Here is a 16,894-nt window from a genome sequence, read left to right on the forward strand (position 1 = left end):
CGTGGTCTTGCGATCCTCTTTTGGTGTAGCGTCCAAAGACCTTGGTGGAGGCTACGCCGATGCGCTTTGCTCGAATCCTGACCCCGACACTTCTTGCACTTCTGGTGGCCAACTCGTCTGCGCTCGGTGCCGATCGTCCACCTTACGATGCTGGCTACGACGCGTCTTCGACACGCGTTGGACCGCTCGACATCCGCGCACCCAAGCGTATCGTTTCAAATTCCAAACCCACTCGAACGTTGCAAACACCGACGGCGCTGCCCGTCGTCGTCGCGTCCACCGATGTTCGTCGTGACGCACCTTCGTTCGCGTGGGCAGCGCGATCGCGAGGTGGAGTTCCCGTTGGAACCACGGATCCGAGGCAGGCGGCGCGGTTACACTTGGACAAACTCGCACCGATCTATGACTTGCCGACGGCTGCCGTAGCGTCTGCGGTCGTGAAAAAAGTGCACGACGTCGGCCGCGGCGGCGTCGTGGTTTCACTCGGCCAAGAAGTCGACGGCGTGGAGGTTTTCCGTGATCGAATGAACCTGCTCTTGCAGCGCGACCTCGAGCTCGTGGCCGTCGGTGGTGGGCTACATCGAGCTGCGACGGCGACGACCAAAGTCGGGTCTGGTCGCTGGCAGGTTGCGAAGAGTGTCGCCATTGCCAATGCGCTCGGCGATTTGTACGAAATGCCCGTCGCCTCATCGAGCATCGTCGAGGTGGGTCAAGCTCCCGGCGGATACACTCGATTCGAATTGGCGCCTTCTTTGCCCGCCAAGACCGCGCAATATCGTTTTTCTCGGCCAGCGCGCATCAAAAAAGTGTTTTTCCCCATGCCCGAAAGCCTCGTGCCGGCTTATTACGTCGAGCTATTCTCGGGGAAGGTGAATTCACGCGCGACCGATACGTACGCGTATGTCATTGCAGCGGACGACGGTCGAGTGCTTTATCGGTCGAATCTGACGGCGCACGTGGCCTTCAATTATCGCGTTTGGGCCGAAACGACGGGCAACAAGCGTCCGCTCGATGCGCCCATCGAAGACTTCACGCCGCATCCCACGGGAATTCCCGATGGAAGCTATCCGTCTTTCATTCCCCCGGTGCTCGTATCGATGGAAGGTTTCAATACGAATCCGTCGGGAATGCCCGATCCTTGGCTGCCCGTGGGTGCGACGGAGACCAAAGGAAACAACGTCGACGCCTATTCGGACGACGACAATCCGAATGGTTTTTCCGCAGGCGACTTGCGCGCAACGACAAACGGAACAAATACATTCGATCGCATTTACGACACATCCAAAGACCCGCTCTTCAGCGCCGACCAAACCATGGCCGCGGTGACGCAACTGTTTTACACGGTCAATTGGTTGCATAATTCCTGGTACGATTCTGGATTCGATGAAGCTTCGGGCAATGCGCAAGCCGACAATTACGGTCGCGGCGGCATCGACAATGACCCATTGATTGCTCAAGCCCAAGACGGTGCTTTGATTGGAAACAGCGACAATGCCAACATGGCCACGCCTGCGGACGGCGAATCGCCCAGAATGCAGATGTATGTCTGGAGCGGCGTCGCAAGCGGCAAAGTCGATGTCATGTCGCTCGGCGAAACGTACACGCCGGGTTTTGCCAGCTTTGGCCCAGCGGACTTCGAAGTGGGTGGCGCCGTGGCGCTCGCCGAGGACGCCGACGCGCCCATCAATGATATCTGCGGACCCATCGTCAATGATGTGATGGGCAAAATAGCGCTCATCGATCGCGGCATGTGCTCGTTCGAATCAAAAGTGGCCGAAGCGCAAAAGGCTGGCGCCATTGGCGTCATCATTGCCAATCATACGGCCGGCGCCAAGGCTCCCGACATGCCGGGCACCGGGATCATGCCGCCGGTCACCATTCCGGTGCTTTCAGTGACGTTCGAGGCAGGCAAAGCCATCAAGGACGCATTATCGGGATCCTTTACCGCTACGCTCACGCGCACGACCAGCGTGCGTCCCGATGGAACGATCGACAATACCGTCGTCGCACACGAATGGGGACATTACATACACAATCGCCTCGTGTTTTGCAGTACGAACCAATGCGGTGGCGAAGGGGAAGGATGGGGCGACTTTCTTGCACTACAATTGTTCGTCCGAGAAAACGACAATCTCGATGGCGTTTTTGCGAGCACGGTTTATGCGCCGGTAGCATTCCCGAATCCCGGATACTTCGGCGACCGCCGATATCCGTATTCGGTAAATATGGAGAAAAATCCTCTCACGTTCAAATTCATCACCAACGGTGAAGCGCTGCCGACGGACATTCCCACGAACGCATGGGGCCTGAACAACGCCGAAGTGCACAACTCCGGGGAAGTCTGGGCGAGTATGCTATTCGAAGGGTATGTGCTGCTATTGAAGGAAAGCAAAGGCGCAAACCCGCGTTATTCCTTCGAAGATGCTCGGCGGCGAATGCAGGATTATGTCGTCGCCGGCATGAAGCTCGCGCCCGCGGATCCCACATTCACGGAACAGCGCGATGCGATTTTGGCCGCGGCGCTCGCGGCAGATGAAAAAGACGCCGCGCTCTTGGCGCAAGGCTTTGCCAAACGCGGAGCTGGCTCGTGCGCAAAGTCGCCCGAACGCAATTCCGAGGACAATAGCGGCGTGGTCGAAAGCTTCGAGGTGACTCCAGCGCTTTCTATCGTTTCCATTACGCTCGACGACAGCGTCGATGCATGCGACGCCGATGGTGCGCTCGATGCAAAAGAAACCGGAAAGCTCACCATCGAATTGGCAAATACCGGCATCGTGCCGCTCGGCAAAGCGCTGCTATCCGTGTCGTCGGCATTTCCTGGCGTCGAATTCCTCACGGATCCTACCTCGAGCCTCGAAAACATCCCCCCCTTGAGCTCGCACGTGGTCACATTCGACGTGCGTGTGGGTGGCCCGAACGTGCCGGCGGCGATTGGATTCGACGTCAAAGCGACGAGTCCCGAGATGTGCGAGCCGGAGGTCACCAAGAACGCGAAGTTCCGCGTCAACTACGACAATGCCGAGTTCATTTCGACGACGGAATCGTTCGAAAGCGAAATCGATGTTTGGCGGCGGCGTGGAACGTACAACAACTACGTTTGGTCGAGGGTTGCCGACGAAGAATTGAATTACGTTTGGCATGGCACGGACGTCGGGTTCAGCACGGATACGCGACTCGAATCACCAGAAGTCGAGGTGAGCGCGACCGAGGACTTGATCATTTCGTTCAAGCATCGGCACAGCTTCGAGGCGAGTCCCGAAATGCAGGGCGGCCCGGATGTATTTTGGGACGGCGCCGTCATGGAAATAAGCGAAAACAACGGCATGAATTGGACGGATATGGCCGATTTCGCCGACCCTGGCTATTCGGGCACCATTTATGATCAGCCCGAAAATGCGCTCGCTGCGCGCAATGGCTTCGTGAGCACGAATGCGGCGTGGCCCGATATGGATTCCGTGACGCTGTCCTTGGGCAAAGCGTTTGCTGGAAAGAAGATCAAGATCCGCTTCCGCATTGGGTCGGACGCTTATGTGGGTGATTACGGCTGGGATATCGACGACGTTTCGTTCCAAGGCATCGTCGGCACGCCATTCCCGGCTCCCGCACCGAGCCAGCAAGTGTGCAATGCGCCGCCCATTGCGGATGCGGGCAGCAATGTGAAAATAAATTCGACTGGTCGCTTCTCGGTTGACGCGTCCAAGAGCTCCGATCCCGATGGGGATCCGCTCACGTTCGCTTGGACGCAAGTGAAGGGACCAGCGGTTCAATTCGACGATCCAAACGCCAAGACGGCTTCGTTTGTCGTCACGGGACTCGACCCGAAAACGACATTGACGCTGCAAGTGGCCGTTTTCGATGGAATCGACACGACGACCGATACGGTGGATGTGGTCGTCGAAGCTGGTCCCATCGTGACGGGTGGAGGAGCATGTGCGGTTGCTGTGCCAGGAAAAACATCGTCGCCGGCATTCGTTGCTGGAGCATTCGTGGGGCTCGGCCTGCTGGCGAGGCGATATAGGCGTCGACGCTGATTCCGTTAGAGCATTGGGGGTTCGACCGCATCCTGCGTGACGAATCCATTCTTCGATATGCCTGGAGGCAAACCCGGACCTACGATGGTTTGTCCGTCGGCTTCTTTGTTCGCGCAATCCTGATTCAATTCGAGTAAATAGGGGAGGGGGTCTTGTTGCGCTGCCATTCCATACGCCGCACGCACGGCTTCATCGAGCGCTGCGTGCGCATCCTTCAACAGGTGTAAACCCGGTCGTGGGTCGATTCTTTCCGGCACTTGCGGTTCCCCCCAAACTCGCCCGCTGCGCGGGCTCGAACAGTGGGACCCCCCGCAAGCGCCGGAAAAAATCGACCCACGACCTTCCTCCATGAATACGTAGATTTCGCGCAGGCTCATAAGGTGCTCGCCAGCAATTTTGCGACGCAGGGTGCGGAGAGCAACACCCGCTTCGGCTACGTCGGCACATTGTTTTTCGGTGGGCGCTTGCGGCCACGGAAAACTATCGAAAACGGTGTTGGACGTATAGCGAAACCGCGCAGTGAGTGTCGAACATCGCGCCGTGAACCACGCCCAATGCATGGCTGATTGGAGTATTCCGAAGGAGTAATCGTCCTCGAAGGCGAAAACCGAAAGTGCGTCGCTGGGGTGAATGTTCGATGAAACGAATTCGAAGATCGGCCGCTTGGTGACGCGGGAACAGGCGATGTAACGGGAGAGGGTTTGGAGTTTCGTCATCAATTCGGTGCGTGGATAACTCAATAGCCACCAGCGTTTCAGAAAATAAGCATGATGCTTGTTACCTTTTTCATCGAGACGCTCATTGCGAGTGTCTTCGGCGCTCGCCGCTGCTTCCCGATCAGTCAAGACGAGGTTTTCGATGCGCTGAAACGGCAATGTATATTGCTGCGCTTCGAGCTTTTGCCGCGGCGAAAAGTCGATCACCCATCGAGAGGGCTGCCCGTGCATGTTGGATAGCAAATCATCGCCGATGAGGTACGGGAAGAGCACGTCGCGGTTTGTCGTGGAAATCGAGAGCATGTGCCGTGCTTCCGCTTCGGACAACAAAAATCCTTCGTGCCCGTGCGTTTGTCCCTGATAACACACGCCCGCCTCAGCATTGGCACGAAGCGACTTTGCCTGGGTCACATCCACGTTTGTCGACAGCGACGAAGGAATATTGTCGAGCTGACTTTCTTTCCACGGACTGTCGATGCCGTCGCCCTCTTGCCAGGACAATTTCTTGGGTCCATGAGCAATTCCCTTGACCCAGTTGACGACCGAAACGTGCACGATCGCTTCGCCGGGCCAAACCATCGTCGAAACGGCTTCCGTAATGGTACCGCCATGTTTGACGATGTAATCGAGTCCGCCTTCGCGCGAGTAATTTTGCCTTATTGTATTGGTACCAACGAGCCCTGCCGAAGCGCCTTTGGCAAGCTCGTCATGCGCGCGGCGAAACCAGTACACACAATAATCGGCTCGACCCGGGACGTCGGCGTATCGTTTGCGCAATCGACGCACGTAATCGGGGCCGAATTCGCGTTGCATTTTGTTTTTTGATTGAAACGGCGGATTTCCAATGATGTAATCCGCTTTCGGCCAAACGCAAAATAAGGCATCGTCGCACCGAATGTTGTCGTCGAGATTCTCGAGACCAAACACCTCGCTAATTTCATCGAGCGTGCGCTTTTTGCCGAGCATCAGAGTGACCTTGGCAAGCTCGACGGCGAAAGGATCCGTATCAATTCCGAAGAGTTGCTGGGTGCGAATCGATTTTGCCGAACCCTGTGGCTTTGCGGCAGGAAATCGCGCGCGCAGCTTCGTCAATAGCTCGATTTCCAAGCGTTTCAATGCACAGTATGCAACATGAAGAAAATTTCCACTGCCGCACGCGGGATCCAAAATCCGAATGTTTGTCAATGCATCATGTGCGGCGAGCAATTCATTCCGTGTCGATGCTTCGCGAATGCGCGTGACCCAAGGTGCAACCAGGGTCGGCCGTACGACATGCTCGTAAATGGCGGCTTCAGGCGTATAATGGGCGCCTCGCTCATGCCGCTCGGTCGCATTCATCGTCGCTTGAAACAGTGTGCCGAAAATGCCCGGATGAATGCGCGACCACTTCGTTGTCGCAGCTTCGGCAAGCAGAGACAATTCTCGCTCGGCAAGATCCACGTTTTCGATGGTAGCCAAAAGCCCAATGGGAAACTGAATTTCATTCAATCGATGGAAAAATTCGCGAATGATATCGGCTGACCGCCTCGCGCGAGCATGACTTTCCACGAGCTCGTGAAAAGGCGCATTCGTCAGGACGCCACAATCCTCCAGAAAAAGAATGACCGCGCATTGAAGCGCAAATCGCTGCGCCCTCGCCCGCGTTTCCCCGCGCTCGATCAATGCGTGAAAAACAGCACCGAGCTTGGAAGCTGCGCGAGCACTGATGTCGTGATCGGACGAGCGCACCCAAGGCCAAACGTCCTTCATGACAAACCCCGCGTGACCTCGCAGGAGCTACTGCGCCGGTGCATGGTTCGTCCGAACGAACCATCGCGCTACGACCGCTGCAGCCAGCACGACGAACCCCAGGATGCGCAGCGGCCACGGAACCAAACGCACCCAGCCGTCCGGTTCGAGACTCAAAACCACCACGGACAAACCCACGAGGCCCGCAACGACGTCCGTGATCCGACCTCGCAAGTCGTCGTCTTCCGCGCGCTTCGGTCCATGAAGAAGCGCATGCAAGAGCAGACCAGCAACCGCAGCCACGAGCCACGGTTCGATCATCTCGAGCACGGCCAGATCGATGACTTCGATCGAGAGCGCGCCGATCACGGTCGCCAGCGCGCATCCTGCGAGCGCAAGGGCTGCGCGCACGGCACCTCGTCGCGCATCCGCGCTCGTCGTGATCGCTCGGATCGCAACGATCATCGCAAGAGGCACCGTGTGCGCAGCGATCGCCACGATGACCATCGGATGCAGCTCGCTCGTGCGAGCAAGCGAAGCGATCGCCGTTCCTTCGCCTGCCTGATGAACGAGCACCGCAACGTAGCCGGCGAGCAGTGGACCGGTCGCGGATGCTTTGCTGTTTCGCGCGCGGCGTTCGATCATGACCGGGACAAACAGCGTGATGACCAGAGGCACGAGCGCGAGCAGGCCGCCTTCAAAAATGGCTTCGGGCAAGAGGTGAAGCAGCGCGACGCCAGCGGCCGCTACGGTGGCAAACGTCCCGATTCCAGGCACGACGCGTCTGCCGTGGTCACGCCAAGCAGCAGCGAGCCCGCCGAATAGGACGGCAATCGCGAGAACGGAGAGACCGACGGCGAGGGACACCAACGCCCTCCTAGCATGAATTTCTTCGTGGCCGTGCAGGAGCCGTCGCTCGCGTGCGCTCTCGTGCGTTCGGTCGGTTGTGCCGAGGCGTAAACAGCGCGCGACAAACGGGCCGCTCGAGCATCCGATGAGTATGGGCAGCGAGACCTACCACGAACCCTACGAGCACCTGTCCGGGTCGGCTCGAGACATGCACCGAGCGCTCGTGTCGTTGATCGAGGAGCTCGAGGCGATCGATTGGTACGCGCAACGTGCGGAAGTGACGAGCGATGTGGAGCTTCGTGCCGTGCTCTTGCACAACCGCGACGAAGAGATCGAGCACGCGATGATGAACCTCGAGTGGATTCGTCGGAACGATCCGAAGTTCGACGAAACGATCCGCACGTACTTGCTGACCGAGATACCGATCACGGAGGTCGAGGAGCGCGCAGAGCGTGGCCATGACGAACCTTCGGCGAAGGCACCAGCTCCGCCGACAAACCCAATCACTTGGGGACTTGGCATCGGCAGCTTGAAGGGGAGGTGATTGTCGTGGTCATGAGTCTCGAAAAGCGCGAGCTTGCGCCCATATTGCCGGAAGCATTCGACCTCATCGATGCCGAGGCGCGTCGGGTGCTCGAACAGCGACTTGCGGCCCGAAAACTGGTGGATTTTTGCGGCCCGCACGGTTGGCAGTACGCGGCCGTCAATACCGGACGATTGCGGTGTTTTTCGGCAGGTCCGGTTCCGGGTGTTTCCGTAGGACAACGAGTTTCGGTGCCGTTGATCGAATTACGCACGCCCATCGTTCTCGATTTGGATGACCTCGACGCAGCAGCTCGGGGCGCGGACGATTTGGACTTGACTCCCGTGGTCGAAGCTGCCGAACGAATTGCTCGAGTCGAGGACGCTGCGGTTTTTCATGGATATCCCGAAGGCAATATTCCGGGAATCGTGGAGAAGACCCCGCACGACGCGGTGCGAGTAGCAAATGTATCGGCATGGCCGGCCGCCATCGTGCAAGCAAAAGAAGTGCTTCGTTCGGCGGGTGTCACGGGGCCGTATCGTCTTGCTGCAGGACCGCGTGAATACGACGAGCTCGCTGCAGGGGCGGATGATGGATATCCGATTCTAAAACGAATCGAACGGCAAATCATCGATGGCCCCGTCGTCTGGGCCGCCGCATTGGAAGGCGCCGTGTTGTTATCGGTGCGCGGTGGCGATTACGAGCTCACGGTCGGACAGGACATGTCGATTGGGTACGCGTACCACGAAAAACACCGCGTCGAGCTGTTCTTGACCGAATCATTTGCGTTTCGAGTGCTCGAACCGCGAGCGGCAATTGCGCTGAAAAGGGGATGAATGAACGCTGCCGGCCCCCCCGAGCCGACGGCGGTCACGCATTCGGCGGGGGCAGCATCGTATTCGAGAGCCTGTCCGTACGTCGCGACTCGATCACGGTTTTCGGCGGGCCTTCTTCGATGGGAGGCTCCCTTGTGGATGCCGGCATCGCGCTCGGACGCGGGCCTGGTCGAAGGGCGCGAATGGATCCGAAGAACGCGACAAGGAAGAGCGCGCCTGCCAGGATCACGAGTCTCCACGCAATCGAGGGCACGATCGCGCCGAGCCCGATCATGATGGCGATGATGGCGCACACGCCAGCCGTTGCTGCACAAACGAACGCGATGGCTCCCCACGCAATGCGGGGCGTCACTTCGCGAACTTTTTGCTCTGCTTCGTACTTCGCGAGCGCAACACCGTCACGGACGAGCTCTTGCGCTACATCCAGCGTGTCGCGCGCTACGGCAACGAGCGCATCTCCGGTCGATAAGCCATCGCTCCGTCGCGCTCGACTTTCTGGGGGAAGTGCTTGTGGAGCACGTGCTCCACCGTTTGTCGATGTCATTCGTTGTTGATTCATCGCTGGCTCCTCTCTCACAGAAAGCGCACGCGGAGGCGCCGACGCCTTCGCATCACGGCCGTGACGATGCCGAGCACCAAGAGTCCGCCGAGCGTGACAGCCGCCCGGACAAACCCCTTGCGTACGGCACCGGCACTCGAGCCGAGCAGGTTGGAAAGTTTGCCGATGTCGGCGACGAGCCGTGCCTTTGCCAGCTCGAGGCGGTGCTCGAGCGTCCGCTGGCGTTGATCCACTTCCGGAAGCTCGACCATCGAAGCTTGCGTGCCTCCGAACCTTCGAGATTCTCGCGTGTCCACTCCGAACCTCTGCGTGCTGAGACGATTCATCACCGGACGCACGTGCAACACGCGTACCCATGTGCCTCAGCGTCCGAGCGCGCACCGAGCGATCACGAATGCACGTTTGCCCCTTTCGTTTCGTCGCTCGCCGTGCCAAATCGCTCTGCCAGGACGAGCAGAAACCATGAAGATTCCGCGCCACATCTTTCGCGAGTACGACATTCGCGGCGTCGCAGATCGAGATCTCTCGGACGAGCTTGCTCACGCGCTCGGCAGAGCGTTCGCCCACGTGCTTCGTTTGAGTGCAAAAGAACCCGCAGCACCTTTGCGCGTGGCCGTCGCTCGTGACGGTCGGTTCTCGAGCGGCCGACTTTTCGCTGCGCTGACCGAAGGACTTTTGTCAGGCGGTGTTTCCGTGGTTTCCGTCGGTATCGGTCCCACGCCGATGCTCTACTTCGCCGCGTTTCATCTCGAGACCGATGGCGCCGTCATGATCACGGCGAGCCACAACCCTGCACCGGACAATGGCTTCAAGCTCATGCGCGGCAAAGCCTCGTTTTACGGGACAGACATCCAGCACCTCGCAGACGTGATCGAAAGCGACGTTGCGATGAACGAAAAAGCCCCAGCGCGGGGTGAATTGATCGAAAAAAATGTGGAGGCGGAGTACATCGAAACCGTGCGTCGATCGAGCCGTCTTGCGCATACGAACGTGAAGTTCATCGTCGATGGGGGCAATGGTGCCGCCGGGCCTTTGGGCATTGCGACACTGAATGCACTGGGTTTGAAACCTGAAGCACTGTATTGCGACATCGACGGCAGTTTCCCGAATCATCATCCCGATCCGACTGTCCCGAAAAACCTCGTGGCCTTGCGCGACCGCGTGCTCGCGACGGGCGCGACGCTCGGTGTGGCCTGGGACGGCGATGGGGATCGTATTGGCGCGATCGACGAAACGGGAGTAATAGTTTGGGGAGACAAGCTACTTCTTCTTTATGCGCGAGCGGTTTTGCGGGAACATCCGGGGGCCACCGTGCTCGGCGAAGTGAAGTGTTCCGAAACGCTGTATGCGGATATCGCGAAGCACGGAGGTCGGCCGCTGGTTTGGAAAACGGGGCATTCGCTCATCAAGGCCAAAATGAAGGAAGAACATGCAAAGCTCGCGGGGGAAATGAGCGGGCACATGTTTTTCGCGGACAGATGGCTGGGGTTCGACGATGCCATTTATGCCACGGTGCGCCTCGTCGAAATCATTGCGTCCGAAGGTCGAACGCTTCGCGAGCTTCTCTCCGACGTTCCAAAGACCTTTGCCACGCCGGAGATCCGCGTGGATTGTCCAGACAACCTCAAATTCGACGTGGTGGCGAAGGTCGTCGCTCATTACCGGGGAAGCCGACGGGTGCTCGATATCGACGGCGGGCGCGTCGATTTCGGCGAAGGCGCGTGGGGGCTTTGCCGCGCATCCAATACGCAACCGGTGCTCGTGCTGCGTTTCGAGGCGGCGACGCCGGAGCGACTCGATGCGATACGCGCCGAGGTCGAAAGCGTCGTGGCTGATGCGATCACGCAGGTCTCCAAGCAGGGCGGGGGATCGTGACGACGGAGCGGAATGAAGCGCAAAACGCGCCATGGACGATTCGTCGGGTGCTCGCGTGGGCCGTGGATGACCTCAAAAAGCGCGGGTTTTCTTCGCCACGGCTCGATGCAGAGCTGCTCCTGTGCCACGTACTGAAGCAAGATCGCATCAAGCTCATCATGGACGCCGAGCGGCCGCTCGAAAAAGTCGAGCTTGCTCGATATCGTGAGCTTTTCCAGCGACGGCGTGCGGGAGAGCCGGTCGCGTATTTGCTGGGCGTGCGCGAATTCTATGGGCACCCATTTCGAGTCGATCGTCGCGTGCTCATTCCGCGTCCCGATACCGAAACACTCGTCGAAGTGGCGCTCGTCCGCACGAAGCACCTGGATCTGTGCGCGCGAGTGCTCGACCTTTGCACGGGCTCGGGTTGTGTTGCCATTTCACTTGCAAAAGAACGCCCGACGATCTGCGTGCTCGGATTGGACCTTTCTCCTGGTGCGGTCGAGGTTGCACGAGAGAACGTGGTGCGTCTCGGAGCGGTCAATTGCGCGATTGGGCAATCGGACCTTTTTGCGGCGCTTGCCCCGGCGCGCCCTCGATTCGACCTGATTACGGCGAATCCGCCGTACATCCCCGATTCGGAAATCGAAGCGCTCGATATCGACATTCGTGGATTCGAACCGCATTTGGCGCTTGCCGGAGGCGATGATGGCTTGTCGATTGTGCGGCGTATCGTATCCGAAGCGCCGGAGCATCTGCTTTGCGGCGGCGTGCTCGCGATCGAAGTGATGACTGGGCAAGCCGCGAGCGTTTGCGAGCTATTCGAACAGCGTGGTTTTTCGGACGTTCAGATCAAGAAAGACCTGGGCGGGCGCGAGCGCGTGGTATCCGGCGTTTTCGCGCAATGAAATCGGCGTTCACTTTTTCTTGTTGAGCGGATAAAGCGCCGTTCTCCATCCGAGGACGAAAGCGCCGCCGCGCATGGACGCACTCCATGTGTAATCGTACGCCAAATAAGGACCCATGCTCAATTTGGGCCCGATACGCATCCCTTCGTAAAACGCGCTGACACCAATGGATGATGTGAGACCTCCATCGACGAGCAGCGTGCTCGTATCGTTCGAGGGGGTCGCAATGCCGGTGCCGATGCCGGTTTCAAATGCCAAACCCAGCTCGCGGAATGTACCGCCGAGCGCATAGAGCGGAAAGACTTCCGTGTGAAAGCCGACCGTTCCGATGAATACGACGTTTTCGCCCGCATCGAAGCCGATCGTACCTATCGAAGCGCCGAACACGAGAAAGTCGCGCAATGCAAACCCCGCCCAAGCGCGAGCGCCATAGCCGGCCCCAATACCCGAATCGGTGTAATTGCTGATGAGACCGATTTTCGTGGGATCGTTGGGAAAACCCGAGGCGCTACCGAGTGATGCGCCGATGGAGATGCCCATGGCAAGCACGGTTCTCCGTTCGGCTGTGACCGGACGGAGAACGGGATCATCCTCGTTTTCGAGTCCGCTCGTGCCGAGGACGCGGACGCCGGCTTCCTCTTTTTTTTCTTCGGCTTGCGCCTCTGTCGTCGCGCGGCTGCCGCGTGACCCATCTGCAAGGGCGCTCGACGCGAATGAGAATGAAGCACTGGCTGCAAGAAAGGCACAGACCCGTACGAAGATGTTGTTTGGGAAGCCAACGGTTACCATTCCGAATCTTTCTTTACTTCACGAATCGAGGAACGTCCAGCCGCGATTTACGTGCTTGCTATCGAATTTGCAGCCGCATCGCCAGCTTTGCTTTCCCAAGGTTGCCGCAGCTCGAGCTGTCTTGCGTCGAGCGAACCTTTTTCCAAGAGGCCGGTCTTGGCATCGTGAATGCGCCATTCGAGGGTCTGTCGGCCAAGCGGTTGCGCTTCGACAAACACGCACCGTAATTCGCCGGCGTCGAATTGGCATTGCTCTTGCACTGCACGCAAGAGTTGTTCATTGTGCAGGTGACCGTCGCCGAAGTTGTACCCGAGCACCATTCCTGCAATGATTTCCCCGTCCACGTATTCGTAATCCTCGAATCGATCCACGGCTTTGGGCAAGAGGACCGACAACGCGCGGCCATGCAGATGCATCAAGCGAAAGGCGAATACTTTTCCTACGAGACCCACGGACGTCCGGCGGTCATAAAATCGATCCAGTTGATCGTATACCCACTGCGAGCTTTTCGTGACTTTTTCCAGCTTGCGATGGCTTCCGTCGCGAAATAGCCAAATTCCATACGCCCAATTCCCAGCGTAATACCGCATCGCGAACAAGAACGAGACGGCCGAAGGAACGAGGTTTCCCAAAAGCGGAATGCCAACGAGCGCGAAGAGGAGAAATACGCCGAGCGGCCAGGGGCCAACGTCCATAATGGTGACGTCTGGATGTGCCCAGAAAAGCGCGAACCCGCCATAAACGACCATGAAATTCCATTCGATGGGCACGCCCATGGGCACGTTGCTCGTAATGTAGCCGTGGAGCATGAGCATGAGGACCATGCCGACGACGAGCGACGTGCCTCCGGGACTCCATATCAGAACGAGCGGAACGGCCAATTCGAGTAAGGTTCCGCCATGAGCCATCCAGACGGCGAGCCTTGATGGGCGGAGATCGTCCGGGAAATGTCGATACATGCGACGGCGTATCCACGCGGCTCGCGTAAACGGCCCATTGCTCGTCATGACGGCGACGACCGTTGGAAAGTGCGCGCTCAGCTTGGAGACGCCGGCCCAAAACCAAAGCGCGAGCTGCACGGCCTTGGCGCCCGCAATCCATTGGTTTGCAAATGCAAAACACAATAGCGTGGTCCAATAATGTTCCCCGCGCGCAGCGATGAAAATTGTCTTGTCCAGCACGCCGAGAATGGGAAATAACGCGACGATGGGCAGGAATTCTTCGAGGCCCGGTGTTTTGGAGACGAGCGCGCGGACGAGGCAAATGATGGCGGCGGCGTAAAACGCGACATCGAGCAAGCTGCGGCGCGTTCCACTAATGATTGGCACTTGTTCGAAGACAGGCAGCTTCGTCGTCCCCGGACGCAAAAAATACAAAAACCCGCCAATGGGTGGATAATACCGGCCCGTGAGGGGTCCACTGCCACATCCGAGCCCGAGCACCTCGAAGAGCATGCTCCAAAGAATCGCTTTTTGAAACGCGACGGGATCGAGCCACCAGGAATCGATGGTTTGAAGTTCGCCGAGGCCCGGCGTGAAGCCGCAAAAAAAGGCCCACCCGCCAATGTACAGCACGACCTTCAATGCATAGACGAGGTAGATGGCGAGCGGCGTCCCGTATCCTTGCAAGGCCCACGATTCGCACGCCATGCGCGCTCGTTCGGCAAAGGGGCGCTTGATCCATTCGAGTGGGTCGTAGGGAGGCGGAATCGGATCGAGCAAGCCCATGCTTCGCACGATGCCGAAAATGCACCGCTAACGCAAGTGTTCTGTCGTTGGGTGATCGAAATCGATGGCGAGTCGATTTACGACATCGGAATGCTCCACTCACGAATCGCTGCAGAGAGTCGCACGAGCGCTTCGCGTTGCTTGTCGTGATCGAGGGCGGCGGGGGGCGGCGTCATACTTTTGCGGTTTGCACGAGAAACTCGCTCGGCTGCCAGGGTGATGGCTTCGTGGAGCAACGCATCCGCGGCGGCAGGACACGTCTTGTGCATGGTCTTGAAGGCATCCTGATTTATTTCGAGCACGGTGCATTCTGCCACGGCAATGACGGAAACGGGCCGAGGCGAATCCTCCCAAAGTGCGGCCAATCCCATGATCGCTCCGGGCCCGAGTCGGCCCATGTCGTAGGTATCGACGCCTTGGGTTTTCGTCACTTCGACTTCACCTGAAATGAGCAAGAAACACGATTCTGCACGCGTACCTTGCACGAATATCGACGTGCCCGGAGAAACCGTCGATAACTTACCGAGCGCCACCGCGCGCTCGATATCGGTGTCGGAAACATTCTCCAATGCATGAACGACGCGCAGATCCTCAGCGTGAAATGGCACGAATTGCATCGTGCTTCGATTGGCACCATATTGCGGGAAATCCGCACTCCAAAGCGATCGTCCTACGTCGCTGGCGAAAGGCAAAAGGGCGCGCCCCAATGCTCGAATGGACGAAAAACGGTCTTCGGGGGCCAACGCCATGGCTCTGAGGACGAGCGCGTCGAAGGCCGGGGGAAGCGAGGGACGATATGCAGATGGGGGCTTGGCACCTCCTATTGCAATCGATCCGAGCAGCGCAGGCACGTTCGTGCCATCGTACGGCAAGCGTCTCGTTGCGACGAGATACAGCGTGATACCAATGGCATATTGATCGCTGCGCGCGTCGAAACGCGTCATTCCACCCGTGGCGACTTCGGGGGCGATGAATGCAGGCGTACCGACGATTTCCGTGGATGAGGTGACGGCTTGCATCATGCCGCTCGTGTCGAGTTTCGAAATGCCGAAATCGAGCAGCACAGGGTGTTCGCGCGGAGGTTTGCGCGCAATGAATATATTTTCGGGCTTGATGTCCCGGTGCAAAATGCCCGCATCGTGCGCCGCCGCAAGGGCCGACAGAATGGGGAGGAAAATGTCGGCAATGCGGTCGAGCGGCAGCTCGGATTGCGTATGCGAAAGCGTAAAAAGATCCTGCCCTTCGAGCAGATCCATCGCCAAAAATGGCATAGCTTGCTCGACCCCGATGTCGTGCACCGAAACGACGTGAGGATGCGCAAGTCGCGACGCAGCACGCGCTTCGATGACGAAACGCTGCACGACGTCGCTACGCAATGAAAACCATGGATGAAGGACTTTCAGGGCGACGCGCTTTTGCAAGTCCATGTGCAGCGCCTCGTACACCGCCGCCATGCCACCGGTCCCAATTCGCCGGACGATCAAGTAACGGCCGAACTTTTCGCCCGCAAGGAGCGTCCTCATCCCCTGTGAATCATGCGTTTCCATGGCTCACCACAGCATGCTCATTTTTTCGATTTCCGTGTCGACCTGCTTCTCGATGAGCCGCACGCGGCGCAAGAGACTGCGCAAAGAAACGGTGGCGAGCGCTCGGGCAGCAGCCGGCACGTTCTGCCGAAGCACACCGAGCGCGTCTTCGTTGAGCTCGAAGACGAGCGACGGAGCCGTGGCGCGCAGCGTCACCGTGCGAGGCGACGGGTCGAACAACGAAGCTTCGCCAATCACTTGACCTGGACCGAAACGACGAGCCAAGAGCGCTCCGCTTGCTTTGGACGTGGCGCTCAAGGTCCCTTCGGCGATGAGCAACATGCTCGAACCAGGATCCCCTTCGTCGAAGACGATGTCTCCAGGCGCGTATCCGCGGCCTTTGAAACACAGCGCCAACGCTTCGCGATCCGCATCGGACAAGGTTTCTAGAAACGGAAGCGATTTCAGTAGTTGCGGGTCGAGACGCATTGCAAACGAGCGATGCTAGCAGGGTCGTTCCTCCGCGCCCATCCCGCATCGCGGTCGTCCTCGCGACTTCATCGACACATCCGTACGTCGTAAACGTGGGACCAGTGCAACCTGCAGCGGTCCTTCGCGCTGCTGGTCACCAAGTGCATCTCGTCGATGCGCTCGCCGTGCAGGGCGCAACGCTCACGCTCGATGATGCTACGCACGTTCGTCTTGGCGCGTTGCTCGACGATGTGATCGCTCGCATCGATGCAGACACCGACGCTTCATCGGCATCCATCGCGTGATTCGATGCACGCGGACCCATTCGTACGAACTCGTAAGGTTCGTCCTGACCGTCCGATTGTCCTGGCTGATCC

The 16,894-nt window shown here is 58.6% G+C and carries 14 protein-coding genes; 6 read left to right on the forward strand and 8 right to left on the reverse strand.

Annotated elements, in window-relative coordinates; all coding sequences use genetic code 11:
• The first annotated feature begins 59 nt into the window (after positions 1-59).
• A complete protein-coding gene (locus tag IPM54_16685) occupies positions 60-4,031 on the forward strand; it encodes a M36 family metallopeptidase (protein MBK9261428.1) in 3,972 nt (1,323 codons plus the stop codon).
• A gap of 5 nt (positions 4,032-4,036) precedes the next feature.
• Here the strand turns inward: IPM54_16685 and IPM54_16690 are convergent, their stop codons facing one another.
• Together IPM54_16690 and IPM54_16695 are read right to left on the reverse strand one after the other, a co-directional pair.
• Positions 4,037-6,496: a class I SAM-dependent DNA methyltransferase gene (locus IPM54_16690; GenBank protein MBK9261429.1), complete on the reverse strand. Its 2,460-nt coding sequence runs from the start codon at positions 6,494-6,496 to the stop codon at positions 4,037-4,039.
• 27 nt (positions 6,497-6,523) lie between these two features.
• On the reverse strand, positions 6,524-7,342 hold the full coding sequence (locus IPM54_16695; GenBank protein ID MBK9261430.1) for a hypothetical protein: 819 nt from the start codon (positions 7,340-7,342) through the stop codon (positions 6,524-6,526).
• 133 nt (positions 7,343-7,475) lie between these two features.
• Here IPM54_16695 and IPM54_16700 point away from each other — a divergent pair, with 133 nt between their 5' ends.
• A complete protein-coding gene (locus IPM54_16700) occupies positions 7,476-7,868 on the forward strand; it encodes a ferritin (GenBank protein MBK9261431.1) in 393 nt (130 codons plus the stop codon).
• A gap of 11 nt (positions 7,869-7,879) precedes the next feature.
• On the forward strand, positions 7,880-8,683 hold the full coding sequence (locus tag IPM54_16705; GenBank protein ID MBK9261432.1) for a bacteriocin family protein: 804 nt from the start codon (positions 7,880-7,882) through the stop codon (positions 8,681-8,683).
• 34 nt (positions 8,684-8,717) lie between these two features.
• On the opposite strand, the gene IPM54_16710 is transcribed toward IPM54_16705, so the two are convergent.
• Complete coding sequence (locus IPM54_16710; protein MBK9261433.1) at positions 8,718-9,242, reverse strand: phage holin family protein; 525 nt, start codon at positions 9,240-9,242, stop codon at positions 8,718-8,720.
• A 14-nt stretch (positions 9,243-9,256) separates the two neighbouring features.
• The gene (locus tag IPM54_16715) at positions 9,257-9,538 is read right to left on the reverse strand and encodes a hypothetical protein (GenBank protein MBK9261434.1); all 282 of its coding nucleotides are present in this window, start codon (positions 9,536-9,538) and stop codon (positions 9,257-9,259) included.
• A gap of 166 nt (positions 9,539-9,704) precedes the next feature.
• On the opposite strand from IPM54_16715, the gene IPM54_16720 reads away from it, so the two are divergent.
• Positions 9,705-11,117, forward strand: coding sequence for a phosphomannomutase/phosphoglucomutase (locus tag IPM54_16720; GenBank protein MBK9261435.1), 1,413 nt, complete (start codon positions 9,705-9,707; stop codon positions 11,115-11,117).
• Positions 11,114-12,004, forward strand: coding sequence for a peptide chain release factor N(5)-glutamine methyltransferase (prmC, locus tag IPM54_16725; protein ID MBK9261436.1), 891 nt, complete (start codon positions 11,114-11,116; stop codon positions 12,002-12,004). The genes IPM54_16720 and prmC overlap by 4 nt, the downstream gene beginning before the upstream one ends.
• 9 nt (positions 12,005-12,013) lie before the next feature.
• Here the strand turns inward: prmC and IPM54_16730 are convergent, their stop codons facing one another.
• The 4 genes from IPM54_16730 to IPM54_16745 form a co-directional block, all read right to left on the reverse strand.
• Positions 12,014-12,544 carry a hypothetical protein gene (locus IPM54_16730; GenBank protein MBK9261437.1) on the reverse strand — a complete coding sequence of 177 codons (531 nt, stop codon included), beginning with the start codon at positions 12,542-12,544 and terminating at the stop codon, positions 12,014-12,016.
• Between the two features lie 296 nt (positions 12,545-12,840).
• The gene (locus tag IPM54_16735; protein ID MBK9261438.1) at positions 12,841-14,520 is read right to left on the reverse strand and encodes a DUF3556 domain-containing protein; all 1,680 of its coding nucleotides are present in this window, start codon (positions 14,518-14,520) and stop codon (positions 12,841-12,843) included.
• 77 nt (positions 14,521-14,597) lie between these two features.
• Positions 14,598-16,067: a protein kinase gene (locus tag IPM54_16740; protein MBK9261439.1), complete on the reverse strand. Its 1,470-nt coding sequence runs from the start codon at positions 16,065-16,067 to the stop codon at positions 14,598-14,600.
• 3 nt (positions 16,068-16,070) lie between these two features.
• Positions 16,071-16,535, reverse strand: coding sequence for a cyclic nucleotide-binding domain-containing protein (locus IPM54_16745; protein ID MBK9261440.1), 465 nt, complete (start codon positions 16,533-16,535; stop codon positions 16,071-16,073).
• A gap of 104 nt (positions 16,536-16,639) precedes the next feature.
• Here IPM54_16745 and IPM54_16750 point away from each other — a divergent pair, with 104 nt between their 5' ends.
• Positions 16,640-16,822, forward strand: a complete 183-nt coding sequence (locus IPM54_16750) for a hypothetical protein (GenBank protein MBK9261441.1) — start codon at positions 16,640-16,642, stop codon at positions 16,820-16,822.
• Positions 16,823-16,894 lie beyond the last annotated feature (72 nt).

The organism is Polyangiaceae bacterium (assembly GCA_016715885.1).
Lineage (GTDB): Bacteria > Myxococcota_A > Polyangia > Polyangiales > Polyangiaceae > Polyangium.